The organism is Streptomyces sp. NPDC032161 (genome assembly GCF_040636995.1).
Lineage (GTDB): Bacteria > Actinomycetota > Actinomycetes > Streptomycetales > Streptomycetaceae > Streptomyces.
In genome coordinates, this window is the sequence record NZ_JBEZVN010000009.1 from 97658 (window position 1) to 113439 (window position 15782).

At 73.3% G+C, this 15782-nt stretch carries 13 protein-coding genes; 3 read left to right on the forward strand and 10 right to left on the reverse strand.

From position 1 onward, the window contains the following. Window positions 1-153 precede the first annotated feature (153 nt). Window positions 154-363: a hypothetical protein gene (locus AB0E67_RS19590; RefSeq protein WP_362028163.1), complete on the reverse strand. Its 210-nt coding sequence runs from the start codon at window positions 361-363 to the stop codon at window positions 154-156. Between the two features lie 571 nt (window positions 364-934). On the opposite strand from AB0E67_RS19590, the gene AB0E67_RS19595 reads away from it, so the two are divergent. Further along, entirely contained in the window at window positions 935-2305 is a 1371-nt protein-coding gene (locus AB0E67_RS19595; RefSeq protein WP_362028165.1) for a serine/threonine-protein kinase, read from the forward strand. Window positions 2306-2333: 28 nt separating this feature from the next. Here AB0E67_RS19595 and AB0E67_RS19600 read toward each other — a convergent pair whose 3' ends face one another. The 8 genes from AB0E67_RS19600 to AB0E67_RS19635 all read right to left on the reverse strand — a co-directional run bounded on the left by AB0E67_RS19600 (window position 2334) and on the right by AB0E67_RS19635 (window position 13678). Then, complete coding sequence (locus tag AB0E67_RS19600; RefSeq protein ID WP_362028168.1) at window positions 2334-3152, reverse strand: RNA methyltransferase; 819 nt, start codon at window positions 3150-3152, stop codon at window positions 2334-2336. Window positions 3153-3251: 99 nt separating this feature from the next. Beyond that, the gene (gene cobA, locus AB0E67_RS19605) at window positions 3252-4514 is read right to left on the reverse strand and encodes a uroporphyrinogen-III C-methyltransferase (protein ID WP_362028170.1); all 1263 of its coding nucleotides are present in this window, start codon (window positions 4512-4514) and stop codon (window positions 3252-3254) included. Window positions 4515-4712: 198 nt separating this feature from the next. Then, the gene (gene cobT, locus AB0E67_RS19610; RefSeq protein WP_362028173.1) at window positions 4713-8540 is read right to left on the reverse strand and encodes a nicotinate-nucleotide--dimethylbenzimidazole phosphoribosyltransferase; all 3828 of its coding nucleotides are present in this window, start codon (window positions 8538-8540) and stop codon (window positions 4713-4715) included. A gap of 333 nt (window positions 8541-8873) precedes the next feature. Next, window positions 8874-10103 (reverse strand): precorrin-6y C5,15-methyltransferase (decarboxylating) subunit CbiE, encoded by a 1230-nt coding sequence (gene cbiE / locus AB0E67_RS19615; RefSeq protein WP_362028176.1) that lies wholly within the window; start codon window positions 10101-10103, stop codon window positions 8874-8876. 107 nt (window positions 10104-10210) lie between these two features. Next, entirely contained in the window at window positions 10211-10888 is a 678-nt protein-coding gene (locus AB0E67_RS19620; protein ID WP_362028179.1) for a GNAT family N-acetyltransferase, read from the reverse strand. A gap of 115 nt (window positions 10889-11003) precedes the next feature. Beyond that, a complete protein-coding gene (locus AB0E67_RS19625; protein WP_362028182.1) occupies window positions 11004-11861 on the reverse strand; it encodes a MetQ/NlpA family ABC transporter substrate-binding protein in 858 nt (285 codons plus the stop codon). 87 nt (window positions 11862-11948) lie between these two features. Then, the gene (locus AB0E67_RS19630; protein WP_362028185.1) at window positions 11949-12620 is read right to left on the reverse strand and encodes a methionine ABC transporter permease; all 672 of its coding nucleotides are present in this window, start codon (window positions 12618-12620) and stop codon (window positions 11949-11951) included. Continuing rightward, window positions 12617-13678 carry an ATP-binding cassette domain-containing protein gene (locus AB0E67_RS19635; RefSeq protein WP_362028187.1) on the reverse strand — a complete coding sequence of 354 codons (1062 nt, stop codon included), beginning with the start codon at window positions 13676-13678 and terminating at the stop codon, window positions 12617-12619. The genes AB0E67_RS19630 and AB0E67_RS19635 overlap by 4 nt, the downstream gene beginning before the upstream one ends. Before the next feature lie 653 nt (window positions 13679-14331). On the opposite strand from AB0E67_RS19635, the gene AB0E67_RS19640 reads away from it, so the two are divergent. Then, window positions 14332-14691, forward strand: a complete 360-nt coding sequence (locus AB0E67_RS19640; RefSeq protein ID WP_073787731.1) for a hypothetical protein — start codon at window positions 14332-14334, stop codon at window positions 14689-14691. Window positions 14692-14716: 25 nt separating this feature from the next. Then, window positions 14717-15154: a hypothetical protein gene (locus AB0E67_RS19645; protein ID WP_362028190.1), complete on the forward strand. Its 438-nt coding sequence runs from the start codon at window positions 14717-14719 to the stop codon at window positions 15152-15154. A gap of 85 nt (window positions 15155-15239) precedes the next feature. On the opposite strand, the gene AB0E67_RS19650 is transcribed toward AB0E67_RS19645, so the two are convergent. Beyond that, entirely contained in the window at window positions 15240-15743 is a 504-nt protein-coding gene (locus tag AB0E67_RS19650; RefSeq protein WP_362028375.1) for a GNAT family N-acetyltransferase, read from the reverse strand. Between the last annotated feature and the right edge of the window lie 39 nt (window positions 15744-15782).

Consider the following 15782-nt stretch of genomic DNA (forward strand, 5'->3'; position numbering starts at 1 on the left):
AGCGTACGCGGCCGGAAAGGGCCAGGGCAGCGCGATGTCCGGTCAGCTCCCCAGCTGACCGGACAAACGCTGCCGTCCGCCGCACCCCCGTCCCCACGGGGTTGTTGGCCGGATGTCCCGGTCCGGACCGCTCTTCCGGACCCGGGGCGCCGCTCAGCGCCCCAGCATCACGGCCACGGACGACGCCTGTGTGACCACCGCGTCCCAGCCGCCGAAGACGACCACGAGCAGGGCCGCCAGGGGAAGAACCATCGCCGTCGCCACCAGCGGGTGGCGGTGGCCGGACGACGAGCGACGGCGGAAGGAGGCGTGGAGCCTGCTTCCCCGCGCACGGATCATGGTCCGCGTTGCCGTGTCCGCCATGTTTCCTCTCCTGACCGATATGGGGCGGCGGGCGAGTGACCTCGGGGGACGAGTACCGCCCACCGCTTGATCTCAACACTAGGGACGCGGGAGCGGGACGGCGTCATGCCCGCGTACCGAATGCCGGGCATCCCGGAGGAGGAGCCGCGGGCGGTCGTCGTACTCCCCTGGGTGGAGATCGGCCGCCCGGTCCCCGGGGGATCGTCCCCGACACGAACCGGCGGGCCCCGGTGACCGGCCCCGCGGGCGTGACGTCACTCACTCGTCGCGCCCCGGGAGCGGCGGGCCGCAGGTGCGCCGCACGGTTCCCGCGGCTCCGAGCGCACCGGGCTCGGGGTACCGGAGCCGGCACCTCCGGGCCGCGGCCGCGGTGTCAACACCACGTCCGCGCACATCTCTTGATGCTCCGTTCCGCACGTCGCGGGAACCGGAGCGTGCCCACACGTCGTCATGGACCGTGCCATGCGCCGGTAAACGATCGGCGGGCGAGGGCGCGGCCTCTGAGCACCCCGGGCGCCGGGTACGTAAGCTGTGCTCGTCAGGCGTACCAGGCAGCGGGGATGGGCAGAAAATGGCGATGATGCGGCTCCGGCGCGAGGACCCGCGTGTCGTCGGCTCGTTCAGGTTGCACCGGCGGCTCGGCGCGGGCGGGATGGGGGTCGTCTACCTCGGTTCGGACCGGCGGGGGCAGCGGGTGGCGCTCAAGGTGATCCGGCCGGATCTGGCGGAGGACCAGGAGTTCCGTTCGCGGTTCGCTCGCGAGGTGTCCGCCGCGCGGCGGATCCGCGGGGGCTGCACGGCACGGCTGGTGGCCGCCGATCTGGACGCGGACCGCCCGTGGTTCGCCACGCAGTACGTGCCCGGGCCCTCGCTCCACGACAAGGTGGCCGAGGAGGGCCCGCTGTCGGCGGCCGAGGTGGCCTCGATCGGGGCGGCGCTCTCCGAGGGGCTGGTGGCGGTGCACGAGGCGGGGGTCGTCCACCGCGACCTGAAGCCGTCGAACATCCTCCTCTCCCCCAAGGGCCCCCGGATCATCGACTTCGGGATCGCCTGGGCGACCGGGGCCTCCACGCTCACGCACGTCGGCACGGCCGTCGGGTCGCCCGGATTCCTCGCTCCCGAGCAGGTGCGCGGCGCTGCCGTGACACCCGCGACGGACGTGTTCTCGCTCGGTGCCACGCTGGCGTACGCGGCGACGGCGGACTCGCCCTTCGGACACGGCAGTTCCGAGGTGATGCTGTACCGCGTGGTGCACGAGGAACCGCAGTTGTACGACGTGCACGACGCGCTGGCGCCGCTGGTGAGCGCGTGCCTGGCGAAGGACCCTCAGGAACGCCCGAGCACGCTCCAACTCTCCATGCGGCTCAAGGAGATCGCGGCGCGGGAGGCACAGGGGCTGCACGAGAGCCGCCCTCCGGTGCAGCGTTCGGCACGGGAGCCGGACCGGCCGACGGGCCGCACCGGGGGCCCGTACACCGAGCAGCGGACCCGGCGGACGGCTCCCCCGGCGCCCCGCCGGCAACAACAGCAGCAGAGGCAGCCGCAGAGCGGTCGGCAGGTGGCGCCGTCGCGTCCCGGGGCGCCGCGCACGGGCGGTTCGCGGCCTCAGCGGCCGCAGCAGGTGCGTGACACCACCCGGCCCGGCAGGCGCCCGCAGAGCACGCACGGGACGAACGGTCGCCCGGGCACCCGGCCCGGGACCCGCACGACCTCGACCGGCCGTCGCCCCGCCAACCCGCGGCTGCTGCGCCAGCGCCTCGTCGTCTTCGTCGTGGTGACGCTGCTGGTGGCGCTGGGCATCGCGGTGGCGCAGGGCTGCCAGGGCCCGGCCAGGGGGCTGGGCACGGAACGCACGCAGGTCGAGCCGCAGCGGCACGACGGGAGCGGGACCGGGAAGACCGACGCGGACGCGAGCGGAATCCGGGGCCCGGGACTCCGTTAGGGCCGGCCGCGGAGGCTCCGATGGCCGCTCAGGGCTGCGGGCGGCCCGAGGCCACGGCGTAGAACGCGACGGCGGCGGCCGCTCCCACGTTCAGCGAGTCGATGCCGTGCGCCATGGGAATGCGGACCCATCGGTCGGCGGCGACAAGGGCCCGGGTGGACAGTCCCTCGCCCTCGGCGCCGAGCATCAGCGCCACCTTGTCCATCCGGTGCGGGGCCGCCCGGTCGATGCTGTCGGCCTTCTCGTCCGGGGTCAGCGCGAGGAGTTCGAAGCCGGCCTCCCGTACCGTCTCCAGCCCCTTGGGCCAGGTGTCGAGACGGGCGTACGGCACGGAGAAGACCGCGCCCATCGACACCTTGACGGAGCGCCGGTAGAGCGGGTCGGCGCAGTCCGGGGAGAGCAGGACGGCGTCCATGCCGAGGGCGGCGGCACTGCGGAAGATCGCCCCGATGTTGGTGTGGTCGTTGACGGCTTCCATGACGGCCACCCGGCGGGCCTTCGCCAGCAGTTCCGCGGCGTCCGGCAGCGGTTTGCGCTGCATCGAGGCGAGGGCGCCGCGGTGGACGTGGTAGCCGGTGACCCGTTCGGCGAGTTCGGGGCTGACCGCGTACACCGGGGCGGGGACCTCGTCGATGACGTCGCGCATCAGGTCGATCCACTTCGCGGACAGCAGCATGGACCGCATCTCGTACCCGGCGTGCCGGGCGCGTCGGATCACCTTCTCGCCCTCGGCGATGAAGAGGCCCTCGGCGGGCTCCCGTCTGCGCCGGAGTTCGACGTCGGTGAGTCCGGTGTAGTCGCGCAGGCGGGGGTCGTCGGGGTCGTCGACGGTGATGAGGTCAGCCACGGGTTCGATACTGCCTTGTCCGGTGTGTGGTGCCAACGGCTTGACGGGAGTTCCGTTACCGCCGGTTACTCGGTGCGGGGCGGGAGGTGCGGGTGCCGGTCATTCGGCGCGGGGCGGCGCGATGTCCGTGCCGACCGCCACGACGTCGCCGACGACGATGACGGCCGGGGGGCGTACGTCCTCGGCGGCGGCGCGTTCGGCGACGGTCGCGAGCGTCGCGTCGACCCGGCGCTGGGCTGCGGTGGTGCCCTCCTGGATCAGGGCGACAGGGGTCTCGGGGGCCTTGCCGTGGGCGATGAGGGTACGGGCGATGGCGCCGATCTTGTCGACGGCCATCAGCAGCACGAGCGTGCCGCGCAGCCTGGCGAGGGCCTGCCAGTCGACCAATGAGCGTGCGTCGTCGGGGGCGACGTGGCCGCTCACGACGGTGAACTCGTGGGCGACGCCCCGGTGGGTGACGGGGATTCCCGCCGCGCCGGGCACGGAGATGGAGCTGGAGATGCCGGGGACGACCGTGCAGGCGATGCCCTCGGCGGCCAGCGCCAGTGCCTCCTCCATGCCGCGGCCGAAGACGAAGGGGTCGCCGCCCTTGAGCCGTACGACGGCCTTGCCGGCCTTGGCGTGCTCGATGAGCGCCTGATTGATCGCGTCCTGGGCCATGAAGCGGCCGTACGGGATCTTCGCGGCGTCGATCACCTCGACGTGCGGGGGGAGTTCGTCGAGCAGGTCGCGCGGGCCGAGGCGGTCGGCGATGACGACGTCCGCCTCGGCGAGGAGGCGGCGTCCGCGCACCGTGATCAGGTCGGGGTCGCCGGGACCGCCGCCGACCAGGGCGACGCCGGGCGTGCGGGTGCGGTGGTGGGGCGCGGCGATGCTGCCGTCGCGCAGCCCCTCGACGATGGCGTCGCGGACGGCGGCGGAGTGGCGCGGGTCGCGGCCGTGGGTGTCGGTGGTGAGCACGGCGACGGTGACGCCCTCGCCTCGGCCGGTGGCCGGGGTCCAGGCGGTGGCGGCATCGGCGTCGTCGCTGCGGACGCACCAGACGCGGTGGCGTTCGGCCTCGGCGGAGGCGGCGTCGTTGGCCGCGGTGTCGTCGGAGGCGATCAGGACGTACCAGGCCTCGGCCAGGTCCCCGTCGGCGTACCGGCGGCGCTCCCAGCGGATCTCCCCGGCGTCCGCCATGGCTTCGACGGACGGGGTCGCGGTCGGCGAGACGAGGACGACGTCGGCGCCCGCCGCGATGAGCGCGGGGAGGCGGCGCTGGGCGACCTGGCCCCCGCCGACCACGACGACGCGGCGTCCGCCGAGCCGCAGTCCGACGGGGTACGCGGGGTGATCGGCGCGGTCTGCGTGCTCGGCCATGGCGGTGCGGGCTCCTCGTGCGGGGTCGGAGTGCGACGGCCGCTGCGGCGGTGGAGCGGCTGTGACGTGGGGTGATGCGAGGTGATGCGGGGTTCGCGGGTGGGTCCACGATACGCGGCGGGCGCGGGCCGGAGTGGCACGGCGGGAGCCCCGGCACGGGCGGGTGGGCCTCCCCGGGTGCCGGGGAGGCCCACCGCACTACTTCTCCGTGACGCCTGCCGCGTCGAACGTCGCCACCTCGTGCATCGCACGGGCCGCGCTCTGCACGATCGGCAGCGCCAGCAGCGCGCCCGTGCCCTCGCCGAGGCGGAGGTCGAGGTCGACGAGCGGGCGCAGCCCCAGCTTGTTGAGCGCGGCGACGTGGCCGGGCTCGGCGCTGCGGTGGCCCGCGATGCAGGCGGCGAGGGCCTCGGGGGCGATCGCCCGGGCGACCAGGGCCGCGGCCCCCGCGCTGACGCCGTCGAGGATGACGGGCGTGCGGAGCGAAGCGCCGCCCAGCAGGAAGCCGGCCATCGCCGCGTGTTCGAGTCCGCCGACCGCTGCCAGGACGCCGATCGGGTCGGCCGGGTCGGGCTGGTGGAGCTCCAGCGCGCGGCGGACGACGTCGACCTTGCGGGCGTGCATCTCGTCGTTGATGCCGGTGCCCCGGCCGGTCACCTCGGCCGGGTCCAGGCCCGTGTACACGCAGATCAGCGCGGCCGACGCGGTGGTGTTGGCGATGCCCATCTCGCCGATCAGCAGGCCCTTGTTGCCCGCCGCCACCAGATCGCGGGCGGTCTCGATGCCGACCTCGACGGCGGCGAGGACCTCTTCGCGGGTGAGGGCGGGGCCGGCCGTGAAGTCGGCCGTTCCGGCGCGCACCTTGCGCGGGAGGAGACCGGGCGTCGCGGGCAGGTCCATGGCCACGCCGACGTCGACCACGCAGACCTCGGCACCGACCTGCGCCGCGAACGCGTTGCAGACCGCGCCCCCGCCGAGGAAGTTGGCGACCATCTGGCCGGTGACCTCCTGCGGCCACGCGGTGACGCCCTGGGCGTGCACCCCGTGGTCGCCCGCGAAGATCGCGACGGCCGCGGGCTCCGGGACCGGCGGCGGGCACACCCGGGAGAGCCCCGACAGCTGCGCGGAGATGATCTCCAGCATGCCGAGCGCGCCGGCGGGCTTGGTCATCCGCTTCTGGCGCTCCCACGCCTCGCCGAGCGCCTTGGCGTCCAGCGGGCGGATGTTGGAGATGGTCTCCTGGAGCAGGTCGTGCGGTTCCTCACCGGGCAGGGCGCGGCGGCCGTACGTCTCCTCGTGGACCACCCAGGACAGCGGACGGCGCTTGGACCAGCCCGCCTGCATCAGCTCGGGCTCCTCGGGGAACTCGTCGACGTATCCGACGCACAGGTACGCGACGACTTCCAGGTGCTCGGGCAGGCCCAGGGCGCGGACCATCTCGCGCTCGTCGAAGAAGCTGACCCACCCGACGCCGAGGCCCTCGGCCCGGGCGGCGAGCCACAGGTTCTCGACGGCGAGCGCCGACGAGTACGGGGCCATCTGCGGCTGGGTGTGCCGTCCGAGGGTGTGCCGGCCGCCGCGGGTGGGGTCGGCGGTGACGACGATGTTGACCGGGGTGTCGAGGATGGCCTCGATCTTGAGTTCCTTGAACTGCTTGGCCCGGCCCTTGGGCAACGACTTGGCATAGGCGTCGCGCTGACGCTGTGCCAGTTCGTGCATGGAACGGCGGGTCTCCGCCGAGCGGATGACGACGAAGTCCCAGGGCTGCGAGTGGCCGACGCTGGGCGCGGTGTGCGCGGCTTCGAGGACGCGCAGCAGCACCTCGTGCGGGATCGGGTCGCCGCGGAAGCCGTTGCGGATGTCGCGGCGCTCGCGCATGACGCGGAGCACGGCCTCGCGCTCGGCGTCGTCGTACCCGGGGGCGGGCGGGGTGGCGGGCGCCCCCGTCCCGTCGGGCGCGGGTGCCTCGGGGTCCTCCGCCTCCTGCACGGGGGCCGGTGTCTCCTGCACGGGAGCCTGCGGCACGGCCGGGGGCCCGGCGTGGCCCTCCGGTCCCGGCTGCGGCTCGGCGGCCGGGACGGACGCCGGCGCGACGGACGGCTCGGGGCCCTGCTCGGCGGCCTGCGCGGGAGCGGTCTCCGCGGGCGTCGAAGCGTCCGGGGCCGCGACGGCCTCCGGGCCCGCCTCGGGGGCCTCCGCGGCCGTCCCGGGGGCCTCCGGGCCCGCTCCGGGCTCCGGGACGCCGGCCGACGGCACCTCGGCGGCGGCCTCGGCCACCGGGACGGACGTCGGCGCGACGGGCTGCTCTGCGGCCTGCGCGGGGCTCTGCTCGGCGGCCTGCGCGGGGGCGTCCTCGGCCGGTACGGCGTTCTCGACGGCCTGGGGGGCCTCGGGAGCCTGCGCGGGCTGGGGGGCCTGGGGTGCTTCGGGAACCTGTGTGGCTTCGGGGGCGGCCGTGTCCTCGGTGGTCGCGGCTTCCACGGCCTCGGCCGGGACCGGCTCGACGGCGATCGCCGCGTCCTCGGGCTGCGCCGCGACGGCCTCCTCGGCGACGGGAGCCGGGGCCTGTTCCACCGGTACCGGGACCTCGACGGGTGCGGCGCCCTCGACGGCCTCGGCGGCGGGCCCGGCCTCCGCGTGCTCCGGTACGGCGACGACGTCGACGGACTCGGCCGCTTCGGCCACGGGCTCGGACTCGGACTCGGACTCGGACGACTCGATCACGGGTTCCGGCGCCGTGTCCGACGGCGCCTCGGCCTCCGCCGGCACGACGGTCCCGGCATCCGGCGCTCCGGCGGCCGCGTCGTCGACCGGCGCGGCGTCCACCGGTTCTTCGGCGGGAGCGTCGACCGGTGCCCCGGCCTGGTCCGGGGCCGCCTCGGCCACCGGAACGTTCGCGGGTTCCGGGGCGCTCACGGCCTCCGGCGCGACGACCTGCTCCGGGAATGCCGCCACGGGCACCGGTTCCACGGCGGGCTCGGCGACCGGTTCCACGTCCGGCTCGACAGCGGCCTCAGGGGCCACCGCTTCCGGAGGAGCGGCTTCCGCGGCCGGCGCTTCAGGGGCCGCTGCAGGAGCCACCGCTTCCGGCACGACGGCCTCCGGAGCCACGGACTCCCCGCCCGGCGCTTCCGGAGCGACGGCTTCCGCCGTCACCGGGGCAGCGGCCTGCTGAGGCGTCTGAGGCGTCGGGGCCGACCACGGGCTGCCGCCCTGCGGCAGGATCTGGCCCAGCTGCGGGCCGGGCAGCACCGACGCGTCGCCCGGCGTCCGGAGGTACTCGGGCCCACCGGTGGGCAGTCCGGCCTGCGGCGCGACGGTCGCGGGCTGTACCTGGGGTTGAGCCTGGGCCTGGGGCTGAGGCCGGGCCTGGGGCTGGGGTGCGCCCGCCGGGCCGCGGTCGGCGAGCGAGCGGACCACGCCGCCGGCCGGCGTTCCGCCGTAGGACGGTCCGTCTGCCGCGACGGGACCGCGGTGCAGCGGCCGACGCGGCGCGGCCTTGGGCTGCGGCATCGCCCCGGGGGGCGGGGTGGGCGCGGGAACGCGGGCGCCCCCGGGGTCGGCGGGGCCGGAGCCCTGGCCACCGGCCACCTGCGCGTGCGTACCGGGCAGCGGCTCGGCCGTCGCCTGCTGTCCCGCGTACGCGTCCGGTACCTGGGCGGGTACCGGCACCGGCGCCTGGACGGGCTGCTGCGCCCGGGGGGGTTCCTGAACCGGCGCGGACCCCTGCGGTCGCGCGGACGACTCCTCGGACGCCTGGACGTGCACCGCCTGCGCCGCCTGGCCGCCCTGCGCGGGCACGGAGGCGTGCGCGGCGGCGTCGGGGTACTGGCCGGGGGCCGGAACCGGCTGCGGGTCGCTCCAGGCGCCCTGGGGGCTGGGCATGAGAAGGAGGTCGTCGTCCTCGGGCACGTAGTCGGAGGGGGCGAGGTAGGCGTAGTCGGCCGGGGCGGCGACGCCCGGCTGCTCCACCGTGCCTGCGTTCTCCGGCAGTCCCTCACCCGGGATCTGGCCGGTGTCACTCATGCGTACCCCTCGCCCATCGTCAGTGCTAGTTCGGCCCTTCGTCCGGGACGCCCGACCACGCCGCGCCGATGCTCGTCGATGAGAACGAGCGGGCGCGCCGCGCGGCACGAGAGAGTCGCGGACATACCGCATTCTCCCGGTCGTTCGCCACCGCGGCAGCTCATTTCGCCACGGCCCGCTGTGGACTGCGCCACGTCGCGCGTCCCCCGGTTCTGCCGTACCACAACAGGGACCAAAACGGTCCCCTTTTCCGGACATTGACGAACGAAGCGACGAACGCCCAGCCGCGGTGCAACGATCGGCCAGCCTACCTCGCGCTCCGTGCCGACCTGGTCAGGGGGCGAGGTCCGAACGGACCGCCGAGAGCAGGAAGACGACCGAGCGTTCGCGCTCCGACCAGGCCGATGTCTCGAGTTCGACGCACTGGAGGAGCGAGCACCGGACGGCGTATCCGTGCCCGGTGAGTGCCGCGCCGAGCGCCTCGGCCTCGTCGCGTGTCGACGCGTGGGTCACGATCCGTTCCGGCCGCCGTTCGGTGACTGCGGTGACGACGGCGGCGCCGCCTCCCCCGATCCGTACGACGTCGGGCTCCGGCAGTCGCTCCAGCACCTGCGGCGCCCGGCCCTCGACGACCTGGACCTGGACCCCGAACGCGCGGGCGGCGGCCACTGTCCGGGCGCAGGCCGCGGGGTCGCTGTCGACGGCGAGCACGGCCGCCCCGAAGCGCGCGGCCTCCACGGCCAGAGCCCCGCCGCCGGAACCGATGTCCCACAGCAGGTCCCCGGTGCGGGGGCCCAGCAGGGCCAGTTGGGCGGCGCGCAGGCCCGGCGCCCCGCCCTCGCCGCTCGCTCCCCGGAGGTCGGCCGGGTAGGCCTCGGGGGGCAGCGCCCAGCCTCGTACGCCGCGCGGCCCGCCGGGGTCGTGGCCGGCGATCCAGGCGCCGGCGGCCTGCGGTTCGGAGCCGCCGCCGATGACGATCACCACGTTGGGGTCGCGCCAGACGTGGTCGGCGGCGCGCTCCGAGGTGACGACGCTGACCTGTTCGCGCGCGGTGCCGAGTTCCTCGCAGACGACGAAGGTGCGGTGGACTCCTTCGAGGAGCAGGGCGAGTTCGGCGGGGCCCGCGCCGGGCGAGGTGAGGACGGCGACCTTGTGGTGGGCGCGGCAGACGTTGACGGCGCGGCGCAGGGTGCGGGGGTGGGCGACGACGATCCGGGCGTCCTCCCACGGCATTCCGGCGCGGGCGAACGCGGTGGCGACGGACGACACCGCGGGCACCACCTCGACTTCGAGCCCGTGCACGGGCGCGCGGAGGTTGCGTACGACTCCGAAGAAGCCGGGGTCGCCGTCGGCGAGGACGACGGCGCTGCCGCGGTGTCCGGCGATGCGGCGGGCGGCCAGGTCGATGGAGCCCAGGCGGATGCGTTCGGCGTGCGCGGGTACTTCGGGCAGGGCGAGGTGGTGGGCGGCTCCGGCGACGAGCGTGGCGGCCGAGAGGGCGGCCGTGGCCGCTCCGGTCAGGGGCGACCCGTCCCAGCCGATCACGGTGACCCGATCGGCCATCTGTCGTCAGTCTCCTGGAGTTGTCGCAGGTCAAAAGTGCGTGAAAGGGGTGCGAGGGGGAGAGTACCCGGTCGGTACCGGTACGGACCCGAGCCCCCGGGGAAGGGTCAGTGCCAGTCGCCGCGGGCGCCGTAGCCGCCCGCGTCGGCGAGTTGCTCGGCGACGCCGTCGAGATCCTCGGGGAGCAGGCCCCACACGATCAGGTCGGTCCTGATGTCGGTCCAGCCGCCGTCCTCCGTCCGGGTGCGGGCTATGCGGGCGTTGCGCAGGACTCCCTCGCTGATGCAGCCGAGTTTCTGGGCGACCTGCTGGGCGGCGGTGTCTCCGGCGGGGGTGCGCAGTTCTATCCGTTCGAAGCCCTGGTCGCGGAAGAGCCACTGGGCGAGTGCGAGTACGGCTTCGGTGGCGTATCCCTCGCCGCGCGCCCAGGGGGCGGTGATGTAGGTGGCCTCGGTGGCGAGGGTGCGCCAGTCGGTGCGGTGCAGGCGGACCGAGCCGACGAGCCGTTGGGTGAGGAACTCGGTGACGGCGAGGACGATGCCGTCACCGGTGGTGCGCTGCGCGGGGGCGATCCGGCGCACCCAGCGCTCGGCGTCGACCCGACCGAAGGGGTGGGGGGCGTCGATCCAGGCGGTGACCAGCTCGTCGTTCATCATCTCGATGTACGCGGGCACGTCCACCATGTCGAACGGGCGCAGCACCAACCGGTCCGTGCTGATGGAGATGTCCGGGAAGGTGGAAGTCATGCGCCGCTCCATGCCGAAGACCGTGTAAAGGCACAGCATGGCGCATCGGACGGGCGTCGCGCATGGGCGGGTCGGTACGACGGAGCCCCGCGCACCCCGTGGGCCGGGGTGCGCGGGGCTCGTCCGGCCGGTGCGGCGGCCGGGTGCGCGAGGGTCAGGAGGAGGTGCCGAAGGCCGGGACGACCGCGCCCTTGTAGGTGTCCTCGATGTACTTCTTGACCTCGTCGGAGTGCAGGAGCTCGACGAGCTTCTGGACGCGCGGGTCCTTCTCGTTGCCCTGCTTCACGACGACGATGTTGGCGTACGGGTTGCCGTCGGCCTTCTCCTGCACCAGGGCGTCCTTGGTGGGGTCGAGCTTGGCCCCGATCGCGAAGTTGCTGTTGATGACGGCGGCGTCGACGTCGTTCAGGGCGCGGGGCACGGTCGCGGCCTCCAGCTCCTTGAACGACAGGCCCTTCTTGTCGGTGATGTCACCGAGATTGGCGTCGGTGCCGACACCCGCCTTCAGCTTGATCAGGCCGTTGTCGGCGAGGAGGTGGAGGGCACGGCCCTCGTTGGTGGTGTCGTTGGGCACCGCGATGGTCTGGCCGGGCTTGATCTCTGCGATCGACTTGACCTTCTTGGAGTAGACGCCGAGGGGCTCCAGGTGGACGGTGGCGACGGAGACCAGGTGGGTGCTGTTCTTCTTGTTGAAGTCGTCGAGGTAGGGCTGGTGCTGGAAGAAGTTGACGTCGACCTGGCCGTTCTCGGTGGCGGTGTTCGGCAGGACGTAGTCGGTGAACTCCTTGACCTCCAGCTTGATGCCCTTCTTGGCCGCCAGGTTCTTCTCGACGAAGTTCAGGATGTCGGCGTGCGGGGTCGGGGAGGCGCCGATGACGAGCGCCTTGGAGGTGTCGGCCTTGGCGCCGTCCGTCTTGGACGCGGGGTCGGAGTCCGTGCCGCAGGCGGTGAGGCCGAGGGCCAGGGCGGCGGTGGCGGCGGCAGCCGCGGTGATCTTGATGTTCTTACGCACGAAAAGTGCCTCTTTCTGGTGATGAGGGTGATGCGCCCGGACAAGGAGTTCGGGCTTGAGGGGAAGGGAGTCTCGGGTGGCGGCGCGTCAGGTGGTGGCGCGGCCGCGGCGGGCCAGCAGCCGTACCACCAGGTCGCCGATCAGCTGGATCACGCTCACGATGACGACGAGCAGCACGACGGTGGCGAGCATGAACTGGTTGTCGAAGCGCTGGAATCCGTAGGTCACGGCCTTGGAGCCGAGCCCTTCGCCACCGACCGCGCCGGCCATCGCGGAGTAGCCGACGAGCACGATGACGGTGGTGGTGACGCCGGAGACGAGCGAGGGCAGCGCCTGCGGCAGCAGCACCTTGCGCACGATCGTCGGGATGGATCCGCCCATCGACTGGACGGCCTCGACGAGTCCGTGGTCGACCTCCCGCACGGCGGTCTCGACGAGCCGCGCGAAGAACGGGACGGCGCCGACGGTGAGCGGCACGATCATCGCGGTGGGGCCGATGAAGGTGCCGACGACCCAGGTGGTGAAGGGGATCAGGGCGATCAGCAGGATCATGAACGGCAGCGAGCGGCCGATGTTCACGATCACCCCGACGACCTTGTTCACCACGGCGTTCTGGAGCAGTCCGCCCTTGTCCGTCAGGACGAGCAGGACGCCGAGCGGCAGTCCGACGAGAACGGTGACGACGGTGGACCAGAGCACCATGTAGAGGGTGTCGACGGTCCCCTGGGCCAGCAGCGGCTGCATGTCCGACCAGGTCACTTCGCCACCTCCTTGGTGAGCGGTGCCGGGGTGTTCCCGGCGGTGGCACCGACGCCGTCGGTCACGACCTCGGCCTGGAGTCCCTGTTCGCGCAGGAAGCCGATCGGGACGACGTTCTCGTCGAAGCCGCCGGGCAGTTCGATGCGCATCCGGCCGATCTGCCTGCCGCCGACGGTGTCCATCGCGGCGCCCAGGATCGAGATGTCGATGTTGTACGTGCGGGAGAGCTGGGAGATCACCGGCTGGGTGGCGGCCTCGCCGTGGAAGGTGACGTCGACGACCGTGCGGTCGGGGCCGGAGGGCGTGCCGCCGACAGGGAAGAGTTCGCGGGCCAGCTCGGAGCCGGGAATGGCCAGCAGTTCGGAGACGGTGCCGGACTCGACGACGCGCCCCTTGCGCATCAGTGCGGCGGAGTCGCAGACCGTCTTGACGACGTCCATCTCGTGCGTGATGAGCAGCACGGTCAGGCCGAGTTGCCGGTTGAGGTCGCGCAGCAGTTGGAGGATGGAACGGGTGGTCTCGGGGTCGAGCGCCGACGTGGCCTCGTCGGAGAGCAGCACCTTGGGGTCCCCGGCGAGGGCGCGGGCGATGCCGACGCGCTGCTTCTGGCCTCCGGAGAGCTGACCGGGGTACGCCCCGGCCTTGTCGGCGAGGCCGACCAGGCCGAGGAGTTCGAGGGCCTTGCGGGACCGGTCCCTGGCGCCGACGCCGAGGATCTCCAGCGGCAGTTCGACGTTGGCCTGGACGGTGCGGGAGGCCAGCAGGTTGAAGTGCTGGAACACCATGCCGATGCGGCTGCGCGCCTCGCGCAGCTCCTTCCCGGCCCGCCGTCCCCGGCCGGCGAGGGCGGTGAGGTCCTGTCCGGCCACGGTCACGGTGCCCGACGTGGGGCGTTCCAGGAGGTTGACGCAGCGGATGAGGGACGACTTGCCGGCGCCGCTCTGCCCGATGACGCCGTACACCTCGCCCTCGCGGACGTGCAGGTCGACGCCGTCCAGCGCGGTGACCTCACGGCCGCGCGCCTGATAGACCTTCGTGAGGCCCGTAGTGGTGATCACAGGGTTTCCGTCACTGTCGAGTGCGCGGCGCGATGTCCGCCGGGCACGGGGCATTCGTCTGATGAGACCTGTTCGGACGTTCCGAGCGGGGCCGGGCACGGCCGCGAGGCATGTGACGGCCTGGGCGGCGGTGCACGGAAGGGCTCGTTCCGCTGGGTGCGGACGGCGCGGGCTCGGTCTCGCTTCGGGGCGCGAGGATCGGGCGGGGGCCCTCAGAAGGTGCGCATTCGACACATACAACGAGCACCGGGCGTCATGTTCGCCTCGGTCGCAAGGGTGCGGCTGCTCGTCGTGGTCATGTCCCAAGTAAAACAGATGTCAGATTCCGCCCTGCCGATGCGTCCGGATGGCGGACAGCCGTGGACACTCGTGCCGACCCACTCCCGCGCCCACCAAAATTCCTGCTTCCGGGGCTTTGACCTGCGCAAATACGTCCGGGCACATGCTGTCTCCGCCACGCGCCGCAGCCCCGTCGACGGCACGCGCTGTGGTCAAGGCCACGATCCGGGGCGAGGGACGCCGCGGTCCGTACGTCCGGCGGGCGCGGGCGGGGCGCCCCGGTCCGGTTCGCGTCGCACCGGTCGGCGTCGGACCGGTTCGCGTCGGACGGGGGCGCACGCGGGGCGTCGTCTCCCCCGTAATACCCTCGCTTCATGCTTGACGCCCTGACGGTCGCGGTCGCCGTGTCCGCGCTCGCCCTCGCCGCCTGGTGCGGACTGGCCGCGTACCGGGACCAGCCGACCAAGGACTGGCACTTCATCGGGATGGCCGTGGTCCTGCTGCTGGCGCTGGCCCAGCTGGTGGTGGGCATCGTGCGGCTGGCCCGGGGCGAGCGGCCGGAGCAGGGTACGGCGATCTTCATCGCCTATCTGGCCGGGGCCTTCCTCGCCGTGCCCGCGGCCGGTTTCCTGTCGCTCAGCGAGCGGACCCGGTGGGGTTCGGTGACGGTGTCGGCGGGAGCGGTCGTGCTGGCCGTGCTGGAAGTACGGCTCTACGACATCTGGGGAAACTGACCGTGGACATGTGGGGAAACCGACCGTGACCGACACCGACCGCACCCCCGCGACGGACTCCGGCGAGCAGCGGCCCTTCGACCTCGGCACCGGTCCCGGCCGGGTGCTGCTCTGGTTCTACGGGGTCTTCACCGTCGCGGCGGCGTCCCGTTCGATCGTGCAGATGATCCTGGACTTCGACAAGGCGCCGCTCGCCTATGTGCTGTCGGCCTGTGCCGCCGTCGTCTACGGGTTCATCACGTACTCGCTGGCGCGCGGCGGCGAGCGGGCGCGCAGGTCGGCGCTGGTGTGCTGCGCCGCCGAGCTGCTGGGTGTGCTGGTCGTCGGGACCTGGACGATGGTGGCGCCCTCGGCGTTCCCGGACGCCACCGTCTGGTCCGACTTCGGGATGGGCTACCTGTTCATTCCGGTGATCCTGCCGGTCACCGGAATGATCTGGCTGCGCCGCGCGAAGAGCGCGTGAACGCGGGTGCGCGCCGGGCGGAACCGGCGCGCACCGGGCCCCCGTACCCCGCCGCGTCCTTGCCTGTTCGCCCCGTACCCGGTGTCTACGCGCTGGCCACGTACGCGGGAGCGGTCACGTCCTTCTCCAGCAGGACCATCCGGACGCCGTCCCGTCCGGTCTCGTTGCCCACCGCGGCGTATCCCGCGCGCTGGTACAGCCGGAGGTTGTTCTCGCTGCGATGCCCGGTGCACAGCCGGAAGCGGGTGGCCGACCGCTCGTCGACGAGTCCCGATTCGGCCGCCCGCAGCAGCCGGGCGCCGAGCCCGTGTCCCCGGAGCCGGGGGTGGACGCAGAGCCGGCCGATCCGGCCGGTGCCGTCCTCGTCGGCGAAGCCGCGGACCGAACCGACGACCTCGTCCCCCAGGCGCGCCACGAACACCAGCTGCGTGGCGATCTCGGCGCGTACCGAGTCGAGCGTCTGGACGAGCGGATCGATGCGGTAGTTGCCGTACAGCTCGGCCTCGCCCTGGAAACAGAGGTACTGAAGTTTCAGGATCTCTTCGGCGTCCTGTGCCGTCGCCGCCGAGATGATCACGCTCATGCCCATGTGCGCATGCCTCCGCCCACCTGATCCACCGGTTGTCTC